Origin of the sequence: Kitasatospora sp. NPDC127067, assembly GCF_042724755.1 — a bacterium.
Taxonomy (GTDB): domain Bacteria; phylum Actinomycetota; class Actinomycetes; order Streptomycetales; family Streptomycetaceae; genus Kitasatospora; species Kitasatospora lactacystinica.
Window position 1 is genome coordinate 101,350 of the sequence record NZ_JBHXEM010000010.1, and the last position, 26,020, is coordinate 127,369.

The window sequence follows — 26,020 nt, forward strand, 5'->3', positions numbered from 1 at the left end:
CAGGTGGGCCCGCTCCGACACCTCGAACGGGCCACCAACCCCGCCGACGGGCCGCGGACGGCCGGACTCAGTCGGCCTCGCCGTCCTTGCTGGCCAGCAGACGGCGCAGCGAGTAGAGCCGGGCCGCCTCGGCGTGGCCCTCGGCGACCCAGGCGTCCAGCGCGCAGTCCGGCTCGTCGTGGCTGCACGCGCGCGGGCAGTCGACGGTGCCGGCCTCCAGGTCGGGGAAGGCGAGGATGACCCGGGACGGATCGATGTGCGAGAGGCCGAACGAGCGGAAGCCGGGAGTGTCGATCACCCAGCCGGGGTTCAGCGCCTTCTTCGAGCCGGGCTTGGCGCCGGGCGGCGGGGGCAGGCGCAGCGCCAGCGCGGAGACGGTGGTGTGCCGGCCGCGGCCGGTGACGGCGTTGACGTGCCCGGTCTGTCGCCGGCGGTCCGGGACGAGCGCGTTGACCAGGGTGGTCTTGCCGACGCCGGAGTGGCCGATGAAGACCGTGGACAGGCCGCGCAGGTGCTCCCGGACGGCCTCGGCGCCGGTGGTCTCCAGCTCGTCGCGGCGGGTGACCACGTATTCGATGCCCAGCGGCGCGTAGGTCTCCAGCAGCGTCGAGGCCGGGGCGAGGTCCGACTTGGTGAGCACCAGCAGCGGCTCCATGCCCGCGTCGTACGCCGCCACCAGGCAGCGGTCGATCAGCCGGGGGCGCGGCTCCGGATCGGCCAGGGCGGTGACGATGGCCAGCTGCTCGGCGTTGGCGACCACGATCCGCTCGTACGGGTCGTCGTCGTCCGCGGTGCGCCGCAGCACCGAGGTGCGCTCCTCGACCCGGACGATCCGGGCGAGGGTGTCGGCGTCCCCGGTGAGGTCGCCGACCAGGTTGACCACGTCGCCGACGACGACGCCCTTGCGGCCCAGCTCGCGGGCCTTCATGGCGACGACCTCGCGTTCCTGCTTCGTTCCCGGGTCGACCAGGCAGGTGATCCGACCGCGGTCGATGGTCAGCACCATCGCCTCGGCGGCGTCCTCGTGCTTGGGCCGGATCCGGGTCCGCGGCCGGGAGCCCCGGCGGGCGGGGCGGTTGCGGATGTCGTCCTCGTCGGCGTCCTTGCCGTAGCGGCGCATGTGCTCAGTCTCCGCTCAGGCGCCCGCCGCCGCTTCGCCGAGCAGCTCGGACCACATCCCGGGGAAGTCGGGCAGGGTCTTGGCGGTGGTGGCGACGTTCTCGACCTCGACGCCGGGCACGGCGAGGCCGAGCACGGCGGCGGCGGTGGCGAGGCGGTGGTCCTCGTAGGTGTGGAAGATGCCGCTGTGCAGCGGGCGCGGGCGGATCCGCAGGCCGTCCTCGGTCTCGGTGACGTCGCCGCCCAGGTCGTTGATCTCCTTGGCGAGCGCGGCGAGCCGGTCGGTCTCGTGCAGGCGCAGGTGGGCGATGCCGTACAGGTGGGACTCGGAGTCGGCCAGCGCGGCGACGGCGGCGATCACCGGGGTGAGCTCGCCGACGTCGTGCAGGTCGGCCTCGATGCCGTGGATCCGGCCGGTGCCGGTGAACTGCAGGCCCTCGTCGGTGAACTCGCAGGCGCCGCCCATCCGGGTGTAGATCTCGCGCAGCTGGTCCCCGGGCTGGGTGGTGTGCCTGGGCCAGTCCCGCACGGTGACCCGGCCGCCGGTGACCAGGGCGGCGGCGAAGAACGGCGCGGCGTTGGAGAGGTCCGGCTCGACCACCAGGTCGCGGCCGAGCAGGGCGCCGGGGGTGACCCGCCAGACGTCCTTCTCGCCGCCGTCCTCGGGGGCGTCGACCTGGGCGCCGGCCAGCCGCAGCATCTCCACGGTCATCCGGATGTGCGGCAGCGACGGGACCGGGCCGCCGACGTGGCGGACCTCGATGCCGTGGTTGTAGCGGGCCCCGGAGAGCAGCAGGGCGGAGACGAACTGGGACGAGGAGGAGGCGTCCAGCTCGACCGGGCCGCCGTCCAGCGAGCCGGTGCCGTGCACGGTGAGCGGGAAGGCGCCCCGGCCGCCGTCCTCGATCCGGGCGCCGAGCGCGCGCAGGGCGTTGATCACACCGTGCTGGGGGCGCTCGTAGCAGCGCGGGTCGCCGTCGAAGTGCACGGGGCCGTCGGCGAGGACGGCGAGCGGCGGCAGGAAGCGCATCACCGTGCCGGCGTTGCCGACGTCGACGGAGGCGGGGCCGAGCAGCGCGGGGGCGGGGATGACCCGCCAGGCCTCGCCGCCGCCGGTGCCGCCGGAGTCGTTGTTGACCTTCTCCTCGATGGTGACCCCGAGGGCGCGCAGGCCGTCGGCCATCAGCTGGGAGTCGCGGCTGCGCAGCGGGCGCCGCACCCAGCCCGGCCCGTCGGCGAGTGCCGCCAGCACCAGGGCCCGGTTGGTGACCGACTTGGAGCCGGGGATGGTGACGGTGGCGTCGACGGGGCTGGTCGCGACGGGGGCGGGCCACAGGGTCTCGGTCATGGGGCAAGTCTAGGGGCCGCGGCGGAAGCCCCCCTCGTCGGTCGGGCGGCGGGACGCCCCGGCCGGCTACCGCAGCGGCTGGACCAGCCAGGCGGCGCCGAGGCCGAGGCAGGCGAGGGCGACGAGCAGGAAGACGGTGACCCAGGCGAGGGCGGGGACGTGGGTGAGCCGGGCGAGCTGGTCGGCGTCGGAGTCGCGGGCCCAGCCGATCCGGCGCTGGTGCTGGAGCTCCAGGACGGGGCGGACGGCGCCGAAGAGCAGGAACCAGCAGCCGAGGTAGGCGAAGCCGGCCTGGACCTCGGCGCTGCCGAACCACGAGACCAGGAAGAAGGCGCCGCCGGCGACCAGCACGCTGAGGAAGCCGAAGGCGTTGCGGATGCGCAGCAGCAGGGCGAGCAGCAGCACGATCGCCAGCCAGAGCAGCAGGGTGATCCGGTCGGCGGCGAGCAGGGCGGCGCAGCCGAGGCCGAGCAGCGCGGGGGCGGTGTAGCCGGCGGCGGCGGTGAGGACCATGCCGGGGCCGGTGGGGCGGCCGTAGGAGAGGGTGAGCCCGGAGGTGTCCGAGTGCAGCCGGATGCCGGCCAGCTTGCGGCGGGTGACCACGGCGATCAGGCCGTGGCCGCCCTCGTGGGCGATGGTCACGGCGTTGCGGGCGACGTGCCAGAGCGGGCGGGCCAGGACGGTGAGCAGGGCGGCGGCGCCGGTGGCCAGGACCAGCCAGCCGGGTGGGGCGGCCTGGGTGCCGGTCACCTGGTTCCACAGGTCGCCGAGGGTCAGGTCGTTCGCGTTCATCGGTGTCTCCGCCTCCGTCCGCCGCACTGGGCCGTCGCGTTGGGCCGTTCGGGGCAGCCTCCCATGCGGGGACGGGCGGGAGGCGGCGGGTGGTTCTGGTCCGGGGATGAACAAGTCCTGAGGACCGGTGGCATGGCAAGCTGGCCCGCATGTGCGGTCGGTTCGCAGCCAGCAGCAAGCCCGAGGACGTCGTCGAGCTGTTCGACGTCGAGCACTGGGATCCCGCGGAGACCCTGGACCCGAACTGGAACGTCGCGCCGACCAACAGCGCCTTCGTGGTGCTGGAGCGGCTGGGCGGGGAGCGGCCGCGGCCGGTGCGGCAGTTGCGGGTGCTGCGCTGGGGGCTGGTGCCGCAGTGGTCGAACTCCGCCGAGACGGCGGTGAAGATGATCAACGCCCGGTCGGACACGGTGCACGAGAAGCCCTCGTACCGGCAGGCCTTCGCCGCGCGCCGGTGCATCCTGCCGGTGGACGGCTACTACGAGTGGCAGACGGTGCCGGGGGAGCGCGGAAAGGCCCGCAAGAAGCCGTACTTCGTCTCCCGGGCCGACGGCACCCCGCTGGCGCTGGCCGGGCTGTACGAGTTCTGGCGCAACCGGGCGGTGCCGCCCGGGCACCCGGAGGCCTGGCTGGTGACCTTCACGATCGTCACCACGGACGCCGAGGAGTCGCTGGCGCCGATCCACGAGCGGATGCCGCTGTTCCTGGACCCGGGGGACTGGGACGCGTGGCTGGACCCGCGGCCGACCGACCCGGACGGGCTGCGCCCGCTGCTGGTGCCCCCGCCGCCGGGCGCGCTGCTGGCCACCCCGGTGTCGCCGGCGGTCGGCAGCATCCGCAACAACGGTCCGGAGCTCAAGGAGCCGTGGACCGAGGTCGAGTACGAGACCACCCTGTTCTGAACCTTCCTGGAGTCACTGCGATGAGCACCACCGAACTGGTCCCCACCGAGGCCGGGGAGGCCCGGATCACCTACCACCGCGCCGAGCGGCCCGTGGTCGTGCTGGCGCTCGGCCACGGCGCGGGCGGCGGGATCGAGGCCCGGGACCTGGTGGCGCTGGCCGGGAAGCTGCCGGCCCGGGGGATCACCGTGGCGCTGGTCGAGCAGCCCTGGCGGGTGGCGGGCCGCAGGCTCGGCCCGGCGCCGAGGACGCTGGACCTCGGCTGGCGGCCGGTGGCGGAGCGGCTGGCCGGGCAGGGCCTGCCGCTGGTGGTGGGCGGTCGCAGCGCCGGGGCGCGGGTGGCCTGCCGCACGGGCGCGGCGACCGGGGCGGTCGGGGTGGTGGCCCTGGCGTTCCCGCTGCACCCTCCGGGCAAGCCGGAGAAGAGCCGGGCCGGGGAGCTGCTGGAGTCCGCTCTGCCGACGCTGGTGGTGCAGAGCGCGGCGGACCCGTTCGGCGGGCCGGCGGAGTTCCCGGAGCTCCCGGCGGGGCACGAGCTGGTGGCGGTGCCGTACGGCAGCCACGGCTTCGAGGTGCCCAAGCGGGCGCCGGTGGGGCAGGACGAGGTGCTGGACCTGATCTGCTCGTCGGTGGGGGACTGGGTGCTGCGGCTGCTGTGAGGCCGTGAGCGGGGAGTTTCCGCTCGATCACTCGTGCGAGCGAATGGTGCCCGGGGGCGGGAATGCGGCCGCGGCCGGTGTGGTTGTCGTGTCCGTCAGCACGAGTCACCGGTGTGAGAGGCAGGGCAGATGGGTTCGATCGCGTGCCCCGAGCGGCCTGAGGAGCGCGAGGCCACCACGGCGTTCGCCCCCTCGTGGTCGGAGTGGCTCGACGCGGGCGAGAAGCCCGTCAGCCCGATATCCTCCATTTCTGGGCGGCCCGCCGTGGGCCGTGCCCGTCATGCCGAGGAGGTGGGTCCGGTCGTCGGGACCGAGCACGAGGCCGATCCGGGCCGTGGCCCGGGCGACGCCCTGCCCGCGGGCGAGGCGCTCACCGGTGAGGAGCTGGCCGAGGCGATCGGTGAGGACACCTACCGGGTGTCGGCGGAGGAGAGCGAGGAGGCCCGGCGGGAGCGCTTCGAGCGCGACGCCCTGGGCTACCTGGATCCGATGTACTCGGCGGCGCTGCGCATGACGCGCAACCCGGCCGACGCGGAGGACCTGCTCCAGGAGGCGTTCGCGAAGGCGTACGCGTCCTTCCACCAGTTCCGTGAGGGCACGAACCTCAAGGCCTGGCTGTACCGCATCCTCACCAACACGTTCATCAACTCGTACCGCAAGAAGCAGCGGGAGCCCCAGCGCACCGCGGCGGAGGAGATCGAGGACTGGCAGCTGGCCCGGGCCGAGTCGCACATGTCGACCGGTCTGCGCTCGGCCGAGACCCAGGCACTCGACCACCTTCCCGACAGTGATGTGAAGGACGCGCTCCAGGCCATCCCGGAGGAATTCCGGATCGCCGTCTATCTCGCGGACGTAGAAGGCTTTGCGTACAAGGAGATCGCGGACATCATGGGTACTCCCATCGGTACGGTGATGTCCCGGCTGCACCGCGGCCGTCGTCAGCTGCGCGGCATGCTGGAGGATTACGCCCGTGAGCGCGGGCTGGTCCCGGCCGGCAGCGGGGCAGGGCAGGAAGCGAAGGGCTCGGGCTCATGAGCTGCGGCGATCCGCACGAAACCGAGTGTGGCGAGGTCCTCGACCACCTCTATGAATTCCTCGACAACGAGATGCCCGAGGGCGACTGCGCAAAGTTGCGCGTCCACTTCGAGGAGTGCTCGCCCTGCCTGAAGCAGTACGGGCTGGAGCAGGCGATCAAGGCGCTGATCAAGCGTTCCTGCGGGTGCGACGACACCCCGACCGACCTGCGCAGCAAGGTGCTGGCCAGGATCGACTCGATCCGGGCCGGGCAGCGTTCGGGCGAGCAGGTGGTGGTCGCGGTGGAGACCACCGTCGAGGTGCACGCCGAGTCGGCCCGTCCGGCGCCCGGGCTGGGCGGGGCGGCCGAGCAGGAGTCCACGGAGCGCCCCGGCGCGCCGGTCGAGGCCGGCGCCCAGGCGGAGTGACGGCCCCTCGGCGAACGCCCGCGCGGCGAACGTCCGTGCGACGGACGGCCGGGTGGTCGACCACCGGGTGCGGTGGTCCGTCGGCCCGCCGGTGAGGGCGGGGCGGGCGGTTCGCGCAGGTCGGGCAAGGAGTGACAGCGGCCCCGGGAGAGTGTGCTCCCGGGGCCGCTCCCGTTCCGCTCGCGCGCGCCCTCACTCGTTCGAGTGAGTTGGCGGTGCGCCAACTGCGCCGTTGCGCCATCATGCGTCCCCATGTCCGGACGGCGGCCTATTCTCCTGACGGACACTCACCGTCGGTCCGCCCGACGCGTTGAGGTAAGACGGGGTCCGTACGGCGGGGAGGTCGAGATCGCTACCGACTGTGGAGGATCGACCCTGCCGCGAGGGGCGGCGCGCTACCTGGTGGCCGTCCCGGTGGCGGCGCTGTGCTGCCTGGTGCCGCTGCTGCCCGCCGCGGCCGTCCCCGGGGTGCCGCACTGGCTGGGCGGGCCGGTGGACTGGCCCAAGGTCGGGCTGCTGGCCTTCCTGCACGGCTGCTGGGAGTCCCTGGCCCAGGGCCTGCCCACGCCCTGCCTGGTGCTGGTGCGCCGGCTGCTGCACCGGCCGGCGCTGCCCGAGCGGACGCCGGCCCGGCCCGGGGTGAACGCCTTCTTCCCGGTGCTGTTCGCCGGGGTGCTGATGCTCCCGCCGTCCGCCGCCGCCCTGGTCGCCGCCCCGGCCGCGCTGCTCGGCGGCCCGAACGGGCGCGGCTGCCGCCCGCGCCAGCTGTTCAACGGCTCCCAGCTCGCGCTGTGCGCCTTCGCCTCCTCGGCCGCCTTCCACCTGCTGCACGGCCCGCAGCTGCTGCTCGGCTCCCGCTTCCCGGCCGCGCTGCTGCCGGGATTCGCCGCCGTCGCGGTTTTCTGCCTGGTCAACGGGGTGGTGGTGGGCGTCATGCTGATGCTCGGCGAGGGGCGCCGCCCCGGGGTGCTGCTGCGCGGGGCGCACGCGGTGTGCGGGCTGCCGGTGCTGGTGCACGCGGCCGGCGGGCTGATGGTCGCGGTGCTCTGGCAGGGCCCGTACGGCGCGTTCGCGGCGCTGCTCGCCCTGCTGCCGCTGTCCATCTCGGCCTGGGTGTTCGCCCAGGGCCAGCGCGAGCGCGACGCCCACCAGGCCACCGTGCAGTCGCTGGTGCAGGCCGTGGAGATCAAGGACTCCTACACCCGGGGCCACAGCGAACGGGTCGGCCGGGCCTCGGTGCTGATCGCCACTCAGCTCGGCATGGAGGCCGAGCGGCTGCGCACCCTGCGCTTCGCCGGCATCCTGCACGACGTCGGCAAGCTCGGGGTGGCCACCGAGCTGCTGCGCAGAAACGGTCCCCTCACCGAGGCGGAGCGCCGGGCGGTGGAGATCCACCCGGTGTACGGGTACGAGCTGGTGCGCGGGATCGACTTCCTCGGCGAGGCGCACGCCGGAATCCTGCACCACCACGAGCGGATGGACGGCCGGGGCTACCCGAGCGGGCTGGCCGGCGAGCGGATCCCCGAGTTCGCCCGGATCATCTCGGTCGCCGACGCCTTCGACTCGATGACCTCCACCCGCTCCTACCGGCGCGGCCGCCCGGTCGGCGAGGCGGTCACGGAGCTGGAGCGCTGCTCGGGCAGCCAGTTCGACCCGGTGATGGTGCGGGCGCTGATCGACGCGCTGGCCGGGCACGACTGGCAGCCGGTGGTGCACTCCGAGGACGGCATCGAGGCGGTGCCGGACATCCCGCTCGGGGTGCCCGAGCCGGTCCGGGCGGCGCCGGGCCGGGTGCCGCCCCAGGGCGGGAGCGTCCCCGTGGCCGGGCAGCCGTGAGGGCCCCCGGGCGCGCGGCTTCCGGGCGTGCGGTGCTCGGAGCGGGGGCGTTCGGGCGTGCGGTGTGCGGAGCGGGGGCGTTCGGGCCCCGGGCGCTGCGGCGGGTGCTCCTCGGCCGCACGCCCTGCGGGCGCACCGCGCGCGCGGTGCACGCGGTGGCCGCCGCGCTGCTGGCGCTCGCGCTGGGCGCCGTCGCGGTGCGCGGGGTCGCGGAGCCCGGGGTCGTGCTGGCGTTCACCGCGCTGATCGCGCTCGGCGAGTGCGTCCGGATCACCCTTCCGGGGGATCGGGAGCAGGCGCCCATCGGGGCGGCCGGCGCGCTGGCGTACGCGCTGCTCGGGCCGCTGCGCGGAGTGCCGACCGCGCACGGGACGCTCCAGGTGGTCGCGGTGACCGGGGCCGGCCTGCTGCTGGGCTGGCTGGCCTGCCTCGTCCTGCCGCGCCGTGTCCTGCCGGGCGGCCCCGGCCGTCCGCCCGGCCGTCCGCCCTGGGCCGACCCGGCCCGCCGCGACGGCGCCGCCCGCCGGCTGCTCGCCGTCGGCTTCGCGGCCGCCGTCTTCCAGCCGCTCTACAACGGCGGTGCGGTCGACCGCTTCTCGCCCGAGGGCCCGGCGTACGGGGTGTTCCTGACCGCCGTCGCCGCGCTGGCCGCGCTCTGCGACGCGACCCTGGCCGCGCTGCTGCGCCGGTCCGGCGGTGGGCTGCGGTTCCCGGCGGCGCTGGAGGACGAGCTGCGCTCGCTGTTCGGCATCGGCTCGGCGATCGTCGCCACCGGGATGCTGGTCAGCCTCGCGGCGGGCGAGGTCGGGCTGTGGGCGCTGCCGCTGTTCTGCACCCCGCTGCTGCTCGCCCAGGTGTCCTTCCGGCGCGCCGCCGCCGTGCGGGCCACCACCGGGCAGACCATCGCCAGCCTCGCCCGGGCCACCGAGGTGGCCGGCTACACCCCGCACGGGCACGCGCGCCGGGTCGCGGACACGGCGTGCGCGCTGGGCCGCGAGCTGGGTATGGGTACCCGCGAGCTCGCCCTGTTGGAGTACGCCGCGCTGATGCACGACGTCGGCCAGCTCTCCCTGGTCGAACCGGTTCCGGACGGTGCCACCGCCCTGCTGCCGTACGCCGAGCAGCAGCGGATCGCCCGCCTCGGCAGCGAGGTGATCAGCCGCACCGGAGTGCCCCGGCAGGTCGCCGAGCAGGTCGCCCGGCTGGCCGACCCGTACACCGGACCCGCCCCCGGCGAGGGGCCGGTGCCGCTCGCGTCCCGGATCATCCGGGTCGCCAACGCCCACGACGACCTGCTCACGTCGGCCCGCGGCCGGGGCGTCGGCGAGGCCGTCGGGCGGCTGGAGGCCCTGGAGGTGCTGCGGCTGGGCCGCGGCCGGGTCTACGACCCCCGCGTGGTGGACGCCCTCGCCAGGGTGGGCGGCCAGGCCCGTCGCTGAGGGGCGGGCCCGGGTGCGCGGGGCCCGCACGGTACGGGCCGTGCGCCGCCGTCGCGGGACCGGGAAAACCGGGTTCCGGCTGTCAGGGGTTGAGCGGGTGGGATCGGACGGGCAGGCTGGGGAGGGGCGGACCCCAACCTCGGCGGTGGGGAGCGCGGGCGGGGGCGGGCGTGGTTGGATGCGGTCGTAGCGTGGAACACCGACCCGGGGCACCGGGCCCCGAACACCGTCCGAGGCGGTACGGGCACGGTGGCACGGGACTTGAGCGGACGACGACGGCAGGGACGAACGTGAGGATCTTCCACCGGGCACGGCACCGGCCGTCCGCCACCTGGCGGCAGACGACCGACCGGGCCTTCACGCTGATCGGCGACGGCCGCTACGAGGACGCCGGCGCGCTGCTGGTGATGGCCGCCGACCTGGAGCCGTGGCTCTCCGACTCCTGGTTCAACCTCGCCCTGCTGCACAAGTTCCGCCGGGACTGGGAGCAGGCCCGCTCGGCCGGGCTGCGCGCCGTCGCCCTGCTGGACCGCGAGCACGGCGCCCCGGACTGGTGGAACCTCGGCATCACCGCCACCGCCCTCCAGGACTGGCCGCTGGCCCGCCGCGCCTGGCAGGCGTACGGGCTGAAGCTGCCCGGCGGCCCCGGCGGGCAGCAGGACGGCCCGGTCAGCCTGGACCTCGGCACCACCCCGGTACGGCTCTCCCCGGACGGCGAGTCCGAGGTGGTCTGGGGCCGCCGGCTGGACCCGGCCCGGATCGAGGTGCTGTCCATCCCGCTGCCCTCCTCCGGCCGCCGCTGGGGCGAGGTGGTGCTGCACGACGGCGCCCCGCACGGCGAGCGGGTCACCGACGGCGTCGCCTACCCGGTGTTCGACGAGATCGAGCTGTGGGCGCCCTCCCCGGTGCCGACGTACGTGGTGCTGCTCCAGGCCGCCACCGCCGGGGACCGGGACGCGCTGGAGCGGCTGGTCGCCGACGCCGGCTACGCGGCCGAGGACTGGACCTCCTCGGTGCGGCTGCTGTGCCGCGCCTGCTCGGAGAGCCGGATGGCCTCCGACGACGGCGTCGCCGCCCACCACGACCCGCACGACGACGGCGACGCCGCCCACCCCGGCCATCTCAGCCACCTCAGCCAGGGCGGCGCGGCCGGGATGTCCTGGCTGGTCGAGCGCGAGTGCGGGATCGCCGCACCGGCCCACCTGGTGCGCACCCTGCTGGACCGCTGGGTCGCGGCCGCCCCGGGAAGCCGGGCTTACCGGGATCTCGAAGAAGTGTGCTGAGTACCCTGGTGAGGTAACGCGTACACCGACGGAAGCGGAAGACATGGCGGAGCAGGCCGAGCAGCACGAGCACGAGCACGACGTGGAGGGGACGGCGCCCGAGACGCCCGTGAAGGTGATCGGTGAGGAGCCCGACCTCAGCAGGGGCACCGCGCGCCCGATCACCGTCGTCGGCAACCCGGTGCTGCACCGCGAGGTCAAGGACGTCACCGTCTTCGACGGCGAGCTGTCCGCACTGATCGACGACATGTTCCAGTCGATGTACGCCGCCGAGGGCGTCGGCCTCGCCGCCAACCAGATCGGCGTCGACCTCAAGGTCTTCGTCTACGACTGCCCGGACGACGACGGCGTGCGCCACATCGGCCACGTGATCAACCCGGTGCTGGAGGAGTACCCGGCCGACCGCCGCCGCGTCCTGGACGACGGCAACGAGGGCTGCCTCTCCGTCCCCACCGCCTACGCGGAGCTGGCCCGCCCGGACTTCGCCGCGGTCACCGGCGTCGACAAGGACGGCAAGCCGATCCGCGTCGAGGGCACCGGCTTCTTCTCCCGCTGCCTCCAGCACGAGACCGACCACCTGTACGGCACCCTCTACATCGACAAGCTGTCGAAGCGGGACCGCAAGGACGCCCTGCAGCAGATGGCCGAGGGCACCCCGAAGTACGCGACGGTGTCGAACGCCTGACGGTGCGGTACGCGCGAGGGCCGGGACACCGCTGGTGTCCCGGCCCTCGGCGTGGGGTCAGCCGTGCCGCAGCCGGCCGGTGGACTCGCGGGCGACCAGCTCCGGGCTGAACAGGTAGTCCCTGACCTGGCCGCCGTGCCCCTCCAGCTGGCGCCACAGGGCCTCGGCGACGGCCGCGGCCATCTCCTGGATCGGCTGGCGCACGGTGGTCAGCGGCGGGTTGCTGTGGGCGGCCAGGTAGCAGTCGTCGTAGCCGACCACGGAGAGGTCGCCCGGCACCGAGCGGCCGGCCTCGCGGGCGGCCTGGGCGACGCCGAGGGCCATCAGGTCGCTGCCGGCGACGATCGCGGTGACGCCCGCGTCGAACAGCTGGCGGGCGGCCGCGGCGCCGCCGGCGATCGAGTAGGAGGACTCGGCGTACCAGTCGGCGGGGGCCTCCTCGCCGAGCAGTTCGCGCATCGCGCGCCGGTAGCCGTCCAGGCGGTTGATCGAGGGCCGCAGGTAGCCCTGGCCGCCGGCCAGTCCGATCCGCCGGTGGCCGAGTTCGCGCAGGTGGGCGACGGCGATCCGGGCGCCGAGTGCCTCGTCGGTGGCGACGGTGGGTACGGCCAGGCCCTCGACCCGGCCGCTGACCAGCACCATCGGGATGCCGCGTTCGTGCAGCAGCCGGTAGAAGCCGTGGTCGGCGTGCGGGTTGGCGTGCCGGCCGGAGACCAGGACCAGCCCGGAGACGCCCTTGCGCAGCAGGACGTCGATGTAGCCCAGCTCGGCGGTGCCCTGGCGGGTGGAGGTGCCGACCACGGCGGTCAGGCCGTGCTTGGCGAGCTGCACCTCGATCGCGGAGGCGAGCAGGGGGAAGACCGGGTTGTCGAGCTCGGGGACGACGATGCCGATGAGCGCGCCCTGGTGCGGGTCGTAGCCCTGGTCGGGCTGCCAGCCGAGCTCCCGCATGGCCTCGGCGACCTTGAGCCTGGTGTCGTCGGAGACACCCGGTCGGTCGTTGATCACCCTGCTCACCGAGGCGGCGCTGACGCCTGCCCGGGCGGCGATGTCCCGTAGTGACGGGCCGCTCAATGTGGTCCTCCCGACTGGTCGAGCCTGCATCTTACAAATCCCGGGCCGCGGGTCGGCGAGGCTGTTGAAACAATCTTAGCAACATATTGCGCAACAGTTTCATCGCCGTTACGGTTCCCTCGTCGGCCCCGGTAAGCGGAACGCCGCCCTCCAGTACCCTGTTCGCCCGACCGAGGAGCTCCATGGACACGGCCCGCAGCCACCGCCTCGCCGCCCGCCACCTGCCGCACCACGACGGCTCCGCGCGCTACGTCGGCGACCTCGCGCCCCGGCTCGGGCAGAAGGTCGACCTGCTGGTCCGGATCCCGGCCGACCAGCCGGTGGAGCGGGTCTTCCTGCGCTCCGTCCCCGACGGCGAACCGCACTTCGAGGCCGCCGTGCCCGACCGCACCGACGCCGACGCGAACTGGTGGCGGGTCGGCCTGACGATGGTCAACCCGGAGATGAACTACCGGTTCTGGCTGCACACCCCGGACGGCGGGCGCTGGCTCACCGCGGCGGGCCTGCACGACCACGACCTGCCGGACGCCACCGACTTCCGCCTCACCGCCCACCCGGCCCCGCCGGCCTGGGCCGCCGACGCGGTGGTCTACCAGATCTTCCCCGACCGCTACGCCCGGGGCGGCGACGCCCCGCTCGCCGAGTGGGCCCGCCCGGCCGACTGGGACACCCCGCTGCACACCGGCGACGCCGCCGCCCTCCAGCAGATGTACGGCGGCGACCTCTGGGGCGTGGCCCGCAGGATCGACCACATCCAGCGCCTCGGCGCCACCGTCATCTACCTCACCCCCTTCTTCGAGGGCCGCTCCAACCACCGCTACGACGCCGTCTCCTTCGACCGCGTCGACCCGGCGCTCGGCGGCGACGAGGCGCTGATCGCACTGATCGCCGAGGCGCACCGGCGCGGCATCAAGGTGATCGGCGACATCACCCTCAACCACTCCGGCAGCGACCACGAGTGGTTCCGCACCGCCCAGCAGGACCCCGGCAGCCCCGAGGCCGGCTACTACTTCTTCGGCGAGGGCGGCCCCGAGGACTACGCCACCTTCCTGGGCGTGCGCACCCTGCCGACCTTCGACCACCGCTCGGCCGAACTGCGCCGCCGCCTCTACGAGGGCCCCGACTCGGTGGTCGCCAAGTACCTCAAGGCGCCGTTCCACCTGGACGGCTGGCGGGTCGACGTGGCCCAGATGGCCGGCCGACGCGGCGAGGTCGAACTCAACCGCCTGGTCGCCACCACCACCGCCGCCACCGTACGGGCCGCCAACCCCGACGCCGTGCTGCTCGCCGAGCACCAGCACGACGCCTCGCTCGCCCTGGGCGGCGACGGCTGGCAGGGCACCATGAGCTACGCGGGCTTCACCCGCCCGGTCTGGGCCTGGCTCGCCGAACGGCACGACCAGAAGGACTTCTGGGCGGTGCCCGGGCCGATCCCCGACTACAGCGGCGCCCAACTGCGGGCCACCATGACGGCGTTCGGCGCCGCCCTGCCCTGGCGCAGCCGGGTGCACAACCTCACCCTGCTGGACTCGCACGACACCGCCAGGTTCCGCAGCTTCGCCGGCCCCGAGCGCCAACTGCTGGGCGCGGCCCTGCTGTTCACCCTGCCCGGCACCCCGATGGTGTTCTCCGGCGACGAGGTCGGCGTGGTGGGCGAGGGCCTGGAGGAGGGCCGCAAGCCCTTCCCCTGGGACGAGTCCGCCTGGGACCAGCACACCTACCGCACCTACCGCGAGCTGATCCGGCTGCGCCGCGGCCACAGCGCGCTCAGCGGCGGCGGGCTGCGCTGGCTGCTCGCCGAGCGCGACGTCCTGCTGTTCGAGCGCGAGGACGACCAGGAGCGGATCCTGGTGCAGATCAGCCGGGCCGACCACCCGCCGGTGGCGGGGGAGTGGCACGCCACCCACCTGCTCGGCGGGCCGCAGCTCGTCCCCGGCCGCGACCTGCCCGCCGAGGGCCCGGCCGTGCACGTCTGGTCGGTGGCCCGATGAGCACCTCCACCGCGGGGACCGCCGCCGTGCGCCGCGGCCGGATCGAACGCGTCCCGGGCTTCCGCTCCGAACAGCTCGGCAACGAACGGGACCTCCTGGTCCACCTGCCGCCCGGCTACGACGAGGACCCGGACGCCGACTACCCGGTGCTCTACCTCCAGGACGGCCAGCAGGTCTTCGACCAGGGACAGCGGCCCACCTGGGCGCTGGACCGGACGCTGGAGCAGCTCTACGCCGAGGGCCTGATACCCGAGCTGATCGCGGTCGGCGTGCCCAACGCCGGCGCCGAGCGCGGCACCGAGTACTCGCACGTCGCCGAGTACTGGCGCACCCCCGGCACCCCGCTCAAGGGCCACCGCTACGAGGCGTTCCTGGTCGACGAGGTCAAGCCGTTCGTCGACGCCCGCTACCGGACCAGGACCGGGCCGGAGCACACCGCGGTGATGGGCTCCTCGATGGGCGGCCTGGTCGCCTACCACATGGCCTTCCGCCGCCCCGAGGTGTTCGGCCTGGCCGCCGTCCTCTCCCCGTTCCTCACCCACGTCGACCCGGCCGGCCTCGGCGAGAAGTCGGTGTACGAGCGCTACCGCCGCCGCGGGCCCAGCCGGCTCTGGCTGGACATCGGCGGCCGGGAGGGCCTGATCCTGGCCCGGCCGGCCAGGGAACTGGCCGTCCAGCTCCTCGACGAGGCCGGCTACACCAGCGGCGCCGACCTCCTCTACTACGAGGACCCGCAGGCACCCCACCACGAGGACGCCTGGCGTCCCCGCGCCCGGCACGCGCTGCTGCACCTGTTCGGCGCCGCCTCGCCGGTCGTCTCGCTCACCGCCGCCGCGCACCTGCGGCTCGCCCCCGGCGAGACCTGGAGCGCCGTCAACCCGGTCGCCGTCCGGGCCGACGGCGTGCGGTACACCGCGCTGGAGGCCGACTACCGGGTGGAGCGGCCCGAGGTCGCCGCCGTCCTGCCGCACGGGCTGCTGCGCCCGCTGGCCGCCGGCCGCACCGCGGTGACCGTCCGGGCGCACGGGCTGGACGCGCCCACCGAGGTCGAGGTGGCGCCGGAGCTGCCGGCCCGGCCCGTCCTGGAGGTGGTCGTCACCGTGCCGGACGGCACCCCGGACGACGCGCCGGTGATGTTCGGCCCGCTGACCTGCCGGCCCGACGGCCCCGGGCGCTTCCGCGGCCGGATCGCCGTCCCGCGTGGCACCGGCTTCGACGGCGGCGTCTCCCGCGGCTGGGGCCTGGACGCCGTCGACGAGGACGGCCTGCGGGTCGTGCACCCGCTCACCGTCGACCGGGACACCCGCCTCGACCTCACCGTCGACCGCTGGCACCGCCCGGCGGACGGCATCTGACCCGCCCTCCCCGGGCCCGGCCCCACCCCGGGGTCCGGGCCCCACCCGCCCCGGGGCCCGGCCCCACCCCCTCCCAGACGAAGGAGTCTCGGACGATGCGCTACCGCAGACACGCCGCTCTCGGCGTCCTCGCCCTGCTGGTCACGGCCTGCGGCGGCACCTCGCCCGCCGGCACGCCGTCCACCGGCACCCCGGCCGCCGGCTCATCCGCCGCGGGCGCCGCCCCGGGGGGAGCGATGACCGACCCGCCGATCCCGGCCGCGGAGGGCGATCTGGTGATCTGGGCGCAGACCCAGCAGGCCGCCGCCCTCCAGCCGGTCGCCGACCGGTTCGGCAAGGAGCACGGGGTCAAGGTCACCGTCGTCCCGCAGTCCGTCAACACCCAGCAGGCCTACGTCTCGGCCACCAACGCGGGCAAGGGCCCCGACCTGGTGGTGGGCGCCTCCGACTGGCTGGGCAACCTGGTGCAGAACGGCGTCGTCGCGCCCGTTCCGCTCACCGGGGCGCAGAAGGCGTCGTTCGAGCCCGCCGCGCTGGAGGCCGTGCAGCACGACGGCCGGCCGTACGGGCTGCCCTACGCGACCGAGAGCCTGGTGCTGTTCCGCAACACCGAACTCGCCCCGGACGCCCCCGCCACCTTCGAGGACCTCGCCGCCGCCGGGCAGGGCGCCGTCAAGGCCGGCCGCAGCGACGTCCCGCTCGCCCTGCCGATCGGCCAGCAGGGCAACGCGTACGCGCTGCAGCCGCTGTTCACCTCGGCCGGCGGCTACCTGTTCGGCACCAAGGCGGACGGCGGCTACGACACCGCCGACCTCGGGGTCGGCGGGCCGGGCTCGATCGCGGCCGGCGAGCTGTTCAAGCAGTACGGGGAGAAGGGCAGCGCGCTGTTCAACCGCTCGGTGGACACCAACGCCATCGCGCTGTTCACCGAGCGCAAGACGCCGTTCCTGGTGGCCGGCCCCTGGGCGCTGGGCCAGCTCAAGCAGTCCGGGCTGCCCTACGCGATCTCGCCGGTGCCCGGCTGGGCGGGCAAGGGCCAGGCCCGGCCGTTCATCGGGGTGCAGAGCTTCTACCTGTCCGCCAAGGCCAGGAACGTGCCGCTGGCCCAGGAGTTCCTGCTGCGCGAGATCGGCTCCGAGTCGGGCCAGCTGGCCCTCTACCAGGCCTCGCCGGAGCCGCCGGCGCTCACCTCCGCGCTCGCCCGGGCGTCCGCGACCGACCCCGACATCGGCGCCCTCGCCGCCGCCGGGGCGGGCGGGCAGCCGCTGCCGACGATCCCCGCGATGAACGCGATCTGGGGGCCGCTCGGCCAGGCCGAGGCGAACATCGTGGCCGGTGCCGACCCGGCCACGACCATGAAGCAGGCCGGCGAGGCCATCCGGGCCGCCCTGGGCTCCGCCCGCTGAGGCCCTGCCCTTCCGAACCCCCGTACACCGAACTCCCGTACACCGAGCCCCCGTGTGCCGGGCCTCCGTGCACCCAGCCCCCGTGTGCCGAGCCCTCCGCACGCGTGCCGCCACCCGGACGGCCACCACCTCCGGGCGCCCTCCGGACCAGGGACCCACCCATGACCTCCCCCACCCTTCAGGACAGCAGGCGCCCGGACGACGACTCCGCCGCCGCCCCGGACCGCCCGCCCCGCCGGGCCCCCCGCCGCTCGGGCGCCGTCACCGCGCTCGTGGCGAGGACCTCCCTGCTGGCCGCCGTCGCCGCCCTCGCCCTCTACGCGGCGCCCCGGCTGTACGACGGCGGGCACTGGGCCGCGCTCGGCGTGCTGGCCGCGGCCGTCGGCGCGACGTTCTGGACCTACCTCTCGCCGCGCCGGCTGCCCGCCAAGTACCTGCTGCCCGCCACCGGGCTCTTCCTCGCGTTCGTGGCCTACCCCGTGCTGTACATCGTCGCCATCTCCTTCACCGACTACGGCGACGGCCACCTCCTCACCAAGGACCAGGCGGTCCGCAGCCTCGTCGAGCACTCCGTCGAGCCCGTTCCCGGCAGCCCCTCGTACGCGCTCACCGTCGCCACCGGACCGGACGGCGGCCCGCTGGTGCTGCTGCTCACCGACCCCGACACCGGGCAGGTGTCGGCCGGCACCGCGAGCGGCCTCGCCCCCGCCCCCGCCGGGACGGTCGCCGGACCGGACGGCCGGGTCACCTCCGCCCCCGGACTGAAGCTGCTCACCTTCGGCCAGATCAACGCCCGCTCCGCCGAGCTGACCGGCCTGCGGGTGCCGGTGGACGGCGCCTTCCTGGTGAGCCAGGGGCTCTCGATGGCCACCACCGCCCGGCCCACCCTCGTCCACGACCGGGCGGCCGACACCCTCACCGACACCCGCGACGGCACCGTGTACCACCCGGAGGACGGCCGGTACACCGCCGCCGACGGCTCCGGGCGGACCCTGCCCACCGGCTGGCACCGCACCGTCGGCTTCGCCAACTTCACTGCCGTGCTCACCAGCCCCGCCATCCGCGGCCCCTTCCTCGGCGTCCTCGCCTGGACCTTCGGCTTCGCCCTGCTCTCCACCGGCGCGTCCTTCGCCCTCGGCCTCGGCCTCGCGCTCACCCTGCACCACCCGCGGCTGCGCGGGCAGCGGGTCTACCGCTCGCTGATGCTGCTGCCGTACGCGATGCCCGCGTTCATCGGCATCCTGATCTGGCAGAGCATGTACAACCGGGACTTCGGGCTGCTCAACCAGCTGCTGCACACCCGGATCGACTGGCTGGGCGAGGCCTGGAGCGCCCGGTTCGCGGTGGTGCTCACCAGCCTCTGGCTCGGCTTCCCCAACATGCTGCTGATCTGCACCGGCGTGCTGCAGGCGATGCCCGCCGAGCTCAACGAGGCCGCCCGGATCGACGGCGCCGGGCCGTGGCGGGCGTTCCGGGCGGTCACCTTCCCGCTGCTGCTGGTCGCCGCCGCGCCGGTGCTGATCTCGTCCTTCGCCTTCAACTTCAACAACTTCAACGCCATCCAACTGCTCACCGGCGGCGGGCCGTTCGACGGCGCGGGCGGCACGGCCGGCTCCACCGACATCCTGATCAGCTACACCTACCGGCTGGCCTTCGGTGGGCAGGGCGCCCAGTACGGCTTCGCCGCCGCGCTGTCCATCGTCATCTTCCTTCTGGTCGGGCTGATCACGCTGGTGGGCTTCCGCCGCACCCGCGCCCTTGAGGAGCTGAACGCATGACCACCACGTCCGGTACCACCGGTACCACCGGCACCGCTGCCGCGCGCTGGCTGCGCCGCTTCGGCTGGCGGCACCTGATCGCCGTGCTCGCCGTCTGCTTCGCGCTGTTCCCGCTGCTGTTCGTGTTCTCCGCCGCGCTCAACCCGCTCGGCACGCTCCAGTCGTCCACCCTGCTGCCCCGGCACGCCTCGCTCGCCAACTTCACCGCGCTCTTCACCGACGGGCAGTACCCGTTCGCCCGGTGGCTGGGGAACACCGCGCTGGTCTGCGGCACCTTCGCGGTGCTCAACGTGCTGCTCGGGGTGCTGGCCGCGTACGCCTTCTCGCGGTTCCGCTTCCGGGGTCGGCGGTTCGGGCTGATGGCGGTCTTCCTGGTGCAGATGTTCCCGCAGTTCCTCGCGGTGATCTCGCTCTACCTGATGTTCGCGAAGATCGGCGACGTGCTGCCGGCGATCGGCCTGGACACCCCGTGGGGCCTGGTGCTGGTCTACCTCGGCGGCGCGATGGGGGTGAACACCTGGCTGATGAAGGGCTACCTGGACACCATCCCGCGCGAGATCGACGAGGCCGCCAAGGTGGACGGCGCCGGGCACGCCCAGATCTTCTTCCGGCTGATCCTGCCGCTCGCCGCGCCGATGCTGGTGGTGATCTCCATCCTGTCGCTGACCGCCGCGCTCAACGACGTGATCCTCGCGAACATCTTCCTGACCTCGAACGACTCCAAGACGGTCGCGGTCGGCCTCTACGGGATCATCTCCGGCCAACAGGACCAGAACTACGGCCTGTTCGCCGCCGGGGCGCTGGTGACCTCGCTGCCGGTGATCGTGGTCTACCAGTTCCTCCAGCGCTACCTGGCCCAGGGGCTGACCGCGGGATCGGTCAAGGGCTGAGCACGGGTGGCGGGCCCGCCGCCCCGGACGCCGACGACGTCCGGGGCGGGGTGGTGGGTCCCGCACAGGGGGTCCCGTGCGGGCGGCGGATCAGGATTCGCCGTGCTGGCCGCGGGAGAAGATGGTCGGGCTGCCGGGGAGTTCCGGATTCGCGCCGAGGTGGTCGGCCAGGTCGCGCACCCCCTCGACCAGCGAGACCGACGGCCGGTATCCCAGGCCCTGGAGCTTGGAGATGTCACCGACCAGCCGGTAGGTGTCGTCCTCGATCTCAGGGATCACGCTGACCTCGGGCGTCTTGCCGGTGGCCTCCCCGATCGTGTCGACGAGCTCGCGCATCGACACCTCCGTGCCGGAGCCGATGTTGAACACCTCGCCCAGGTCGGCCCGGTCGGCGATCGTCAGCAACCCCTGGACCAGGTCGGTGACATGGACGAAGTCGCGGGTCTTCCGGTCGATGTCGCCCACGATCTGGATGGGTCGGTGGTTGAGGTGCCAGCGCAGGAAGCGGCCGACCTCGACCATCGCCTCGTGCGGGTTCTCCCCCGGTCCGTAGACGCAGAAGGGGCGGCCGACCACCACCGGGAGGCCGCAGGCGCGGTGGAGTGCCAGGCAGGTGATCTCGCCGCTGAGTTTGGACGCGCCGTACGGCACGAAGGGGCGGGTCGGGTGGTCCTCGTCCATGGGGAATTTCCGGGGCGTTCCGTAGACGGACGCGGACGAGACGTAGACGACCCGACGGACGGGCGCCTTGAGGAGGGCCTCGGCGAAGATCAGCGTGCCGAGTGCGTTGATCTCGAAGTCGAGGCGCGGCTGCGTCACCGACAACGTGCCGTTCGCGTTCGCGGCGACGTGGAAGACCAGGTCCGCGTCGTCCACGGCCGCGGCGACGGCGTCGACCTCGCGGATGTCCAGCAGGTGCAGGGTGGTCCCGGACGGCGCCGAGATGCTCGTGGCCGTCCGGGCGTTGTCGATGATCGACACCTCTTTCCCCAGGAAGAGAAGAGCGCTGGTCAGGTGCCTTCCGACGAAACCCAATCCGCCCGACACCAATACCTTGTCGTATTCTTCGAGCATATAATCGATATATCAGGCCTAGAACATATGGGCGATCCGGGAATTCGAATTCGCGTCCGTCCGGGTGAATATCGGGCGAGCGGGGTTTGTCCCGGGGTGGAGTTCAGGCCCGGTGGGCGGCCGTCGGCCCGGTGTCGAAGGCGCGGAAGAGCGAGAGGTCGGGGGTACGGCCGCGGATCGTGGTCCAGGCCTCGTGGAAGTCGCGCCGGATCCGGGACGGGGGCCAGGGGGCGGGCCTCAGCTCCGGAGGGAGGAGCGGGTCGCGCTCCAGGGCGTGGGTGAAGGCCTCGGCCAGCCGCAGCGCGACGGCGACGAGCTCGACGGAGCCGAGGTCGGGGCCGAGGGGTTCCGCGGCGAGCGCGTCGGCGAGGGGCCGGTAGGCCTCGACCGTCTCGGCCGAGGGCCACAGGTGCTCCGCGGTGGAGGCGGGATCGGTGAAGCCCGGGCCGGTCAGGCGGGTGGCCTCCGCCGTGATCAGGTAGGCGCCGATTGTCGCCGCCGAGGCCTCGGCGGTGAGTTCGTCGAGGAGGTCGTGCGGGCTCGCATAGGCGCCGGGCGCGAGCGGCACGGCACCGAGCCGGGTCAGCGCGGCACGCAGGGCGTCGCGCTCCGACCGGTGCCGCTCGGGGACGGAGAAGGTGTAGAGGCGCCAGAGCCCGTCCCAGGGGGCGAGGCCGGCGTCCTGCGCGTAGGCGAGCGCGACGAACCGGACGTCCATGTCCGAGCGGAGCCTGCCCGCGTCGGTCAGGACGAGCCGGCCCTTGCGGCCCCGCCCCTCCTGCCGCAGGACGCCAGCCGCCTCCAGCCGGCGGACGGCCAGCCGCACCGGCTGGTCCGACAGGCCGACCGCCGCGGCGACGTCGTAGACGTAGTCGAGCGAGGCCGTGCCCTGCGGATCGAAGCAGGCCTCGACGACCGTTCGCGGCGCGGCTTTGTCTGCGGACACGGAAGACCTCGGTTCTCGATCACGCGCCCCGGGGCGGGGCCGTCCGGTCAATCTGCCACACCGGCCGCCGGCGTCGGTTCAGGACCCCTACTGGACGAAGAGCCACTCCGGGCCGTAGGTGAGGTGGGGATCGGCGGGGAGCTTGATGGCGTTGATCACCCGTGCGGCGTCGCCCAGATCGCTCATGTGCCCGATCGCGTCGAAGAGCTCGTTCCCGTTGCCGCCCCAGGCGTGTTCGAGGGATGTCAGCATGGCGCTGTAGGACGTGTTGAAGTCGTGCAGTGCGGAGGCGGTGGGCTGGTCGGGCGCGTTGGCGGGGTCGTTGGCCCAGCCGCCGGCGGGAACACGGGCGACCGGCGAGGTGTCCGGGAGCGGTACGTCGGGGCCGGTGAACTCGAACCTCCCCGTCGCGGGGTTCTCGACCAGCTTCTTGCCGACGGCGATCTCCTTGAACGCGTAGTAGTGGGCGAGTTCGCCAGGGGGGCCGGGGAAGGGGTTGTCGGGCGAGACATCGGTGCCCTCGCCCTGGGTCCGGATGACGTCGATCGCCTTCAGCACGTCGTCAATGGTGTTCATCGCGACGATGTTGTTGCCGGCGCCGTGCTGCGACCCCAGCGGGAACGTCACCTGGTTCCGGCCGGTGAGCAGGTGCGCGAACCTCGGGAAGACGTCGGCGATGCGCTGGTAGAAGGCGCCGATCGTGTTGCCGTCGGCGGCGAACGCGAGCGGGTTCTCGGGCTTCTCGATGTCGGCGAAGAGACCCGCCGACTCCCTGGTCAGCCCGCCGAGGGAGACGATCAGCCCCGGGTTGACCCCGCCGGGCAGCTCGCCCGGGTACTTCGGGACGGTGGCGGGGTCGGTCAGGACGACGGTGCCGCCGATGCTGGTGAGCATGTTGCAGACCAGGCCGAAGTGCGACATCTCGTCGAAGACGATCTCCCGGATCGTGTGGCGGACGGGCTGGGTGTTGTCCTGGCTCGTGATCGACCAGAGCGCGGTGGCGTAGGGCGGGATGGTGGAGAGCTCCAGCATGATCGCCCGCTGGAGCGCGTCCTTGAGCTCCTGTTCGGTCCAGTCCTCCTCGGCGATGTTCATGAGCTGGACGATCGCGTCGCTCTCGTAGTCCAGGATTCCGGTCGTCACGCTGGTCACCTTTCGTTCGGCTGTGCGCCGGACCGTAGCCGGAGGCGGATCGTGTGCGGACGCATGCCGTCGGTGCGGCCGAGGAGTTCATCCGGACGGTGGCGCGTGTCGCGGGCGCCGTCCCTGCCCGGCGCCGCCCTGCCCGGCAGGGGCGCCTCGGTGCTCGATCACGCGCCTTCCCAGGGATAGCCGTGGCGGCGGAAGGCCGAGGCGATGGCCGCCTTCCCGCCCTCGACGTCGTCGTCGAAGAGGACGCGCCCGACCGGTGACTCGATCCGCACCTTGCCGCCGTGGCGGAAGACGCCGCCGACCTGGTCGCGGGTGATCACCCGGCTGTCGTCGCCCTCGACGATGGTGATGCTCTCGTCCGAGATCCGCAGCACGGCGGCGTGGTAGGTGACGAAGAGCCCGATCACGAGGCCGAGGGCGGCGAGCGCCACCGGCCGGCCGATCACCATGGCGGGGGAGGAGAACGAGCCCAGGAACCGCACGGTGTCCGCGTAGGGGATCGGGTGCCGGGCGGCGAACTGGAGCAGCCACGGGACGGCGAAGCCGAGGCCGGCGCCGACCGCGCCGCAGAAGACCCAGATGACCACCTTGGTGTCGAGGGGCATCCGGAGCTCGGTCGCGGCGGACTGGGCGCCGAGTTCTTTCGTCATGCGTACGACCGTAGCAGATTCGATAGTTCATGGCCGGGCGAAGGGTGGCGGGCGTGACGGCACGCACCCGGGCAATCGCCACCGCCCGGCGTGAACGCCGGGCAGTGGCGGGGGAGTTCAGGGCTACGGGGTGGTGGTGACGGTGATCAGGTGGGAGGTCCAGTCGGTCATCTCGCCGACGTAGAGGGTGACGCTCCAGGTGTCGTTGCGGGAGAGGCAGTTGGCGATGCCCTGGCCGCCGCCCGGCCCGATGCAGATCCGGATGAAGTCGCGGTGGGCCTCGCGGATGGGGAGCTCGCGGACGCGCTCCCAGAGGACGGGGAGGGCGTGGTCGAGGCTGGGGAAGTCGGCGGGGAGCATGATGCCGGCGATCCCGGCCGGGACGGCGCTCACGCGGCGTTCCGCCTCGGGGGAGATGTGGCACCAGACGAACTTCCCGATGCCGCCCTCGCGCGGGCAGCAGCCCCACTGGGTGGCCAACTGCTGGACGAGTCGCAGGCCCCGGCCGGTCTCGGCGGAGGTGGAGGCGGGCCGGAGGGAGGGCTTCTCGCTGTCGGCGTCGTGCACCTCGATGCGGAGGGTGTCGTCCGGGGAGAGCTGGAAGCGGATGAAGATCAGCCGGTCGCGCGGGGCGCGGGCGTGCCGGACGGCGTTGGTGACCAGCTCGCTGACCAGCAATTCACCGGTGAAGACGAGGAGTTCGCCGGAGGGGTGGGGGAGGAGGAAGTCGTGGAGCTCCCAGCGGGCGGCGCGGGGGGCCTTGCGGTGCCGGGGCAGCCAGCAGGTCCGCTCGGCGGGGATGGGGGAGGGGGAGGGGGAGAGGTCTTCAGGCATGGCGGGGCCACCTATGGAGTGTGCAGGTGAGAGTGGCTGAAGAGGGCATGGGGATGCCCGGTGAGCAGCCCGCTGTGATCACGATGTGTCGACTAGCGAGATACGTTGAGTGGCATGCTCCTGGGGGCTTCTAAAGTGCAAGTCCCCACTTTGGAAGTGATCAAAGATTGTTGCCGATGCCGAGGGGAGGCAGACTGACAGCTCACAGAAGTGGGGAGGTCGCGACGGTGCCCGTGAACAAGAACCCGACTGTTCGGCAGCGTCGGCTGGCTCGAACGCTCAAGGAATTGCGGGGAGATGCCGATCTGACGATTGCTCAGTCGGCTCGGCATCTTGCGTGCGCCGAGAGCAAGATCAGCCGCATCGAGGCTGCGCAGTCCGGGATTCGATTGGTGGATCTCCGGCTGCTGCTCGACCTGTACGGGGTGAAGGACCCGGAGACCAGAGGCCGGCTGGAGATTCTGTCGCGTGAAGGCCGCCTGCGTGGCTGGTGGGATCGCTACTCGGAGGCGTTGTCGCCGCTGTATGCCGACTACATTGCCTTGGAGTCCGATGCGTCGGACATGTACAGCATCCAGACTCTTCTGGTGCCGGGGATCCTGCAGACCGAGGACTACACCAGGGCTGTTGTGAGAGCGCAGATAGAGGATGCGACGTCTGAGCAGATCGAGACTCTGACGAAGGTTCGCCAAGAGCGTCGCTCGGTTCTGGCGAGGGATACGCCGATGAGGGTATGGGCCGTGCTCTCGGAGTCAGCGCTCAGGCATCAGGTCGGTGGGCCGTCGGTGATGCGCGAGCAGCTTCGATCCCTCGCGGCTTCCTCCGAAAGTCCGAACATCAACGTTCAGATCCTGCCGGAGGCATCGGAGATCCACGCCGCGCTCTTCGGGCCGGTCACCATCCTCAGCTTTCCGGAGGTGGCCGAGACCGACGTGGTGTACGTCGACAGCCTCCTCAGCACTCTGTACATCGAGGAGCCGGACGAAGTTTTCAAGTACGCGAACCTGTTCCGCCGCGCCCTGGCGGAGTCCCTGCCCCGCAATGAATCGATCGCGCTCATCGAGCGCATCGCGAGTGAGAAGGTCTAGATCGTGAGCGAGTTCTCGCCAGAAGGTGTCGCAGGACTTGAGTGGCACAAGTCTTCGTTCTCGGGTGCGCAGAGCGAGTGCGTTGAGGTGGCTGTTGGCCTGCCTGGTGCCGTTCCTGTCCGGGACTCGAAGGAACCGGACGGGCCAGCTCTGTTGTTCGCGGCTGAGGCTTGGTCGTCCTTCCTCGCCGGGATCAAGGGCGGGGAGTTTCCGTCCCTCTGAACGACAGAGGTGCCCCGCACGGCCACAGCCGTGCGGGGCCCCGCAGTGGTTGGGT

The 26,020-nt window shown here is 73.1% G+C and carries 24 protein-coding genes; 15 read left to right on the forward strand and 9 right to left on the reverse strand.

Annotation, left to right across the window (positions count from 1 at the left end):
- Positions 1-67: 67 nt before the first annotated feature.
- The 3 genes from rsgA to ACFWJ4_RS06765 all read right to left on the reverse strand — a co-directional run bounded on the left by rsgA (position 68) and on the right by ACFWJ4_RS06765 (position 3,259).
- Positions 68-1,120 carry a ribosome small subunit-dependent GTPase A gene (gene rsgA, locus ACFWJ4_RS06755; protein ID WP_359908428.1) on the reverse strand — a complete coding sequence of 351 codons (1,053 nt, stop codon included), beginning with the start codon at positions 1,118-1,120 and terminating at the stop codon, positions 68-70.
- A 15-nt stretch (positions 1,121-1,135) separates the two neighbouring features.
- Complete coding sequence (aroA, locus tag ACFWJ4_RS06760; RefSeq protein WP_359908431.1) at positions 1,136-2,467, reverse strand: 3-phosphoshikimate 1-carboxyvinyltransferase; 1,332 nt, start codon at positions 2,465-2,467, stop codon at positions 1,136-1,138.
- A gap of 66 nt (positions 2,468-2,533) precedes the next feature.
- Positions 2,534-3,259, reverse strand: a complete 726-nt coding sequence (locus ACFWJ4_RS06765) for a M50 family metallopeptidase (protein ID WP_380540007.1) — start codon at positions 3,257-3,259, stop codon at positions 2,534-2,536.
- A 149-nt stretch (positions 3,260-3,408) separates the two neighbouring features.
- On the opposite strand from ACFWJ4_RS06765, the gene ACFWJ4_RS06770 reads away from it, so the two are divergent.
- The 8 genes from ACFWJ4_RS06770 to def all read left to right on the forward strand — a co-directional run bounded on the left by ACFWJ4_RS06770 (position 3,409) and on the right by def (position 11,505).
- Positions 3,409-4,161 carry an SOS response-associated peptidase gene (locus ACFWJ4_RS06770; protein WP_380540010.1) on the forward strand — a complete coding sequence of 251 codons (753 nt, stop codon included), beginning with the start codon at positions 3,409-3,411 and terminating at the stop codon, positions 4,159-4,161.
- 20 nt (positions 4,162-4,181) lie between these two features.
- Positions 4,182-4,820 carry an alpha/beta family hydrolase gene (locus ACFWJ4_RS06775; RefSeq protein WP_380540013.1) on the forward strand — a complete coding sequence of 213 codons (639 nt, stop codon included), beginning with the start codon at positions 4,182-4,184 and terminating at the stop codon, positions 4,818-4,820.
- 129 nt (positions 4,821-4,949) lie between these two features.
- Complete coding sequence (locus ACFWJ4_RS06780; RefSeq protein ID WP_380354936.1) at positions 4,950-5,855, forward strand: sigma-70 family RNA polymerase sigma factor; 906 nt, start codon at positions 4,950-4,952, stop codon at positions 5,853-5,855.
- Entirely contained in the window at positions 5,852-6,262 is a 411-nt protein-coding gene (rsrA, locus tag ACFWJ4_RS06785) for a mycothiol system anti-sigma-R factor (protein WP_359908442.1), read from the forward strand. Before ACFWJ4_RS06780 ends, rsrA begins: the two co-directional genes overlap by 4 nt.
- 402 nt (positions 6,263-6,664) lie before the next feature.
- Positions 6,665-8,098, forward strand: coding sequence for an HD-GYP domain-containing protein (locus tag ACFWJ4_RS06790; protein WP_380540016.1), 1,434 nt, complete (start codon positions 6,665-6,667; stop codon positions 8,096-8,098).
- Positions 8,099-8,202: 104 nt separating this feature from the next.
- A complete protein-coding gene (locus ACFWJ4_RS06795) occupies positions 8,203-9,537 on the forward strand; it encodes an HD-GYP domain-containing protein (RefSeq protein WP_380540019.1) in 1,335 nt (444 codons plus the stop codon).
- A 290-nt stretch (positions 9,538-9,827) separates the two neighbouring features.
- The gene (locus ACFWJ4_RS06800) at positions 9,828-10,820 is read left to right on the forward strand and encodes a hypothetical protein (RefSeq protein ID WP_359908447.1); all 993 of its coding nucleotides are present in this window, start codon (positions 9,828-9,830) and stop codon (positions 10,818-10,820) included.
- A gap of 43 nt (positions 10,821-10,863) precedes the next feature.
- Positions 10,864-11,505, forward strand: a complete 642-nt coding sequence (gene def / locus ACFWJ4_RS06805; protein WP_380540021.1) for a peptide deformylase — start codon at positions 10,864-10,866, stop codon at positions 11,503-11,505.
- Between the two features lie 57 nt (positions 11,506-11,562).
- Here the strand turns inward: def and ACFWJ4_RS06810 are convergent, their stop codons facing one another.
- A complete protein-coding gene (locus ACFWJ4_RS06810; RefSeq protein ID WP_380354931.1) occupies positions 11,563-12,609 on the reverse strand; it encodes a LacI family DNA-binding transcriptional regulator in 1,047 nt (348 codons plus the stop codon).
- 152 nt (positions 12,610-12,761) lie between these two features.
- Here ACFWJ4_RS06810 and ACFWJ4_RS06815 point away from each other — a divergent pair, with 152 nt between their 5' ends.
- From ACFWJ4_RS06815 to ACFWJ4_RS06835, 5 genes are all read left to right on the forward strand, one after another.
- Complete coding sequence (locus ACFWJ4_RS06815) at positions 12,762-14,570, forward strand: glycoside hydrolase family 13 protein (protein WP_380540024.1); 1,809 nt, start codon at positions 12,762-12,764, stop codon at positions 14,568-14,570.
- Positions 14,567-15,925, forward strand: coding sequence for an alpha/beta hydrolase (locus tag ACFWJ4_RS06820; RefSeq protein WP_380540026.1), 1,359 nt, complete (start codon positions 14,567-14,569; stop codon positions 15,923-15,925). Before ACFWJ4_RS06815 ends, ACFWJ4_RS06820 begins: the two co-directional genes overlap by 4 nt.
- 95 nt (positions 15,926-16,020) lie before the next feature.
- Complete coding sequence (locus tag ACFWJ4_RS06825; protein WP_380540029.1) at positions 16,021-17,331, forward strand: extracellular solute-binding protein; 1,311 nt, start codon at positions 16,021-16,023, stop codon at positions 17,329-17,331.
- Positions 17,332-17,492: 161 nt separating this feature from the next.
- Complete coding sequence (locus ACFWJ4_RS06830; RefSeq protein WP_380540032.1) at positions 17,493-19,109, forward strand: ABC transporter permease subunit; 1,617 nt, start codon at positions 17,493-17,495, stop codon at positions 19,107-19,109.
- The gene (locus ACFWJ4_RS06835; protein WP_380540035.1) at positions 19,106-19,999 is read left to right on the forward strand and encodes a sugar ABC transporter permease; all 894 of its coding nucleotides are present in this window, start codon (positions 19,106-19,108) and stop codon (positions 19,997-19,999) included. Before ACFWJ4_RS06830 ends, ACFWJ4_RS06835 begins: the two co-directional genes overlap by 4 nt.
- A gap of 90 nt (positions 20,000-20,089) precedes the next feature.
- On the opposite strand, the gene ACFWJ4_RS06840 is transcribed toward ACFWJ4_RS06835, so the two are convergent.
- The 5 genes from ACFWJ4_RS06840 to ACFWJ4_RS06860 form a co-directional block, all read right to left on the reverse strand.
- A complete protein-coding gene (locus tag ACFWJ4_RS06840; protein ID WP_380354921.1) occupies positions 20,090-21,073 on the reverse strand; it encodes an NAD-dependent epimerase/dehydratase family protein in 984 nt (327 codons plus the stop codon).
- A gap of 103 nt (positions 21,074-21,176) precedes the next feature.
- Positions 21,177-22,019: a transcriptional regulator gene (locus tag ACFWJ4_RS06845; protein ID WP_380540038.1), complete on the reverse strand. Its 843-nt coding sequence runs from the start codon at positions 22,017-22,019 to the stop codon at positions 21,177-21,179.
- 87 nt (positions 22,020-22,106) lie between these two features.
- Complete coding sequence (locus tag ACFWJ4_RS06850; protein ID WP_380540041.1) at positions 22,107-23,162, reverse strand: ferritin-like protein; 1,056 nt, start codon at positions 23,160-23,162, stop codon at positions 22,107-22,109.
- 167 nt (positions 23,163-23,329) lie between these two features.
- Entirely contained in the window at positions 23,330-23,821 is a 492-nt protein-coding gene (locus ACFWJ4_RS06855) for a hypothetical protein (RefSeq protein ID WP_380540044.1), read from the reverse strand.
- Positions 23,822-23,944: 123 nt separating this feature from the next.
- Positions 23,945-24,655 carry an ATP-binding protein gene (locus ACFWJ4_RS06860; protein WP_380540047.1) on the reverse strand — a complete coding sequence of 237 codons (711 nt, stop codon included), beginning with the start codon at positions 24,653-24,655 and terminating at the stop codon, positions 23,945-23,947.
- A gap of 233 nt (positions 24,656-24,888) precedes the next feature.
- Between ACFWJ4_RS06860 and ACFWJ4_RS06865 the strand changes: the two genes are divergently transcribed.
- Entirely contained in the window at positions 24,889-25,743 is an 855-nt protein-coding gene (locus ACFWJ4_RS06865; protein WP_380540050.1) for a helix-turn-helix domain-containing protein, read from the forward strand.
- A 3-nt stretch (positions 25,744-25,746) separates the two neighbouring features.
- Positions 25,747-25,965 (forward strand): DUF397 domain-containing protein, encoded by a 219-nt coding sequence (locus ACFWJ4_RS06870; RefSeq protein ID WP_380354906.1) that lies wholly within the window; start codon positions 25,747-25,749, stop codon positions 25,963-25,965.
- Positions 25,966-26,020: the final 55 nt, after the last annotated feature.

Coding starts and splice junctions, on each gene's coding strand:
- rsgA (WP_359908428.1), bottom strand. CDS start 1,120: ATGCGCCGCTACGGCAAGGACGCCGACGAGGACGACATCCGCAACCGC.
- aroA (WP_359908431.1), bottom strand. CDS start 2,467: ATGACCGAGACCCTGTGGCCCGCCCCCGTCGCGACCAGCCCCGTCGAC.
- ACFWJ4_RS06765 (WP_380540007.1), bottom strand. CDS start 3,259: ATGAACGCGAACGACCTGACCCTCGGCGACCTGTGGAACCAGGTGACC.
- ACFWJ4_RS06770 (WP_380540010.1), top strand. CDS start 3,409: ATGTGCGGTCGGTTCGCAGCCAGCAGCAAGCCCGAGGACGTCGTCGAG.
- ACFWJ4_RS06775 (WP_380540013.1), top strand. CDS start 4,182: ATGAGCACCACCGAACTGGTCCCCACCGAGGCCGGGGAGGCCCGGATC.
- ACFWJ4_RS06780 (WP_380354936.1), top strand. CDS start 4,950: ATGGGTTCGATCGCGTGCCCCGAGCGGCCTGAGGAGCGCGAGGCCACC.
- rsrA (WP_359908442.1), top strand. CDS start 5,852: ATGAGCTGCGGCGATCCGCACGAAACCGAGTGTGGCGAGGTCCTCGAC.
- def (WP_380540021.1), top strand. CDS start 10,864: ATGGCGGAGCAGGCCGAGCAGCACGAGCACGAGCACGACGTGGAGGGG.
- ACFWJ4_RS06810 (WP_380354931.1), bottom strand. CDS start 12,609: ATGCAGGCTCGACCAGTCGGGAGGACCACATTGAGCGGCCCGTCACTA.
- ACFWJ4_RS06815 (WP_380540024.1), top strand. CDS start 12,762: ATGGACACGGCCCGCAGCCACCGCCTCGCCGCCCGCCACCTGCCGCAC.
- ACFWJ4_RS06820 (WP_380540026.1), top strand. CDS start 14,567: ATGAGCACCTCCACCGCGGGGACCGCCGCCGTGCGCCGCGGCCGGATC.
- ACFWJ4_RS06825 (WP_380540029.1), top strand. CDS start 16,021: ATGCGCTACCGCAGACACGCCGCTCTCGGCGTCCTCGCCCTGCTGGTC.
- ACFWJ4_RS06830 (WP_380540032.1), top strand. CDS start 17,493: ATGACCTCCCCCACCCTTCAGGACAGCAGGCGCCCGGACGACGACTCC.
- ACFWJ4_RS06835 (WP_380540035.1), top strand. CDS start 19,106: ATGACCACCACGTCCGGTACCACCGGTACCACCGGCACCGCTGCCGCG.
- ACFWJ4_RS06840 (WP_380354921.1), bottom strand. CDS start 21,073: ATGCTCGAAGAATACGACAAGGTATTGGTGTCGGGCGGATTGGGTTTC.
- ACFWJ4_RS06855 (WP_380540044.1), bottom strand. CDS start 23,821: ATGACGAAAGAACTCGGCGCCCAGTCCGCCGCGACCGAGCTCCGGATG.
- ACFWJ4_RS06860 (WP_380540047.1), bottom strand. CDS start 24,655: ATGCCTGAAGACCTCTCCCCCTCCCCCTCCCCCATCCCCGCCGAGCGG.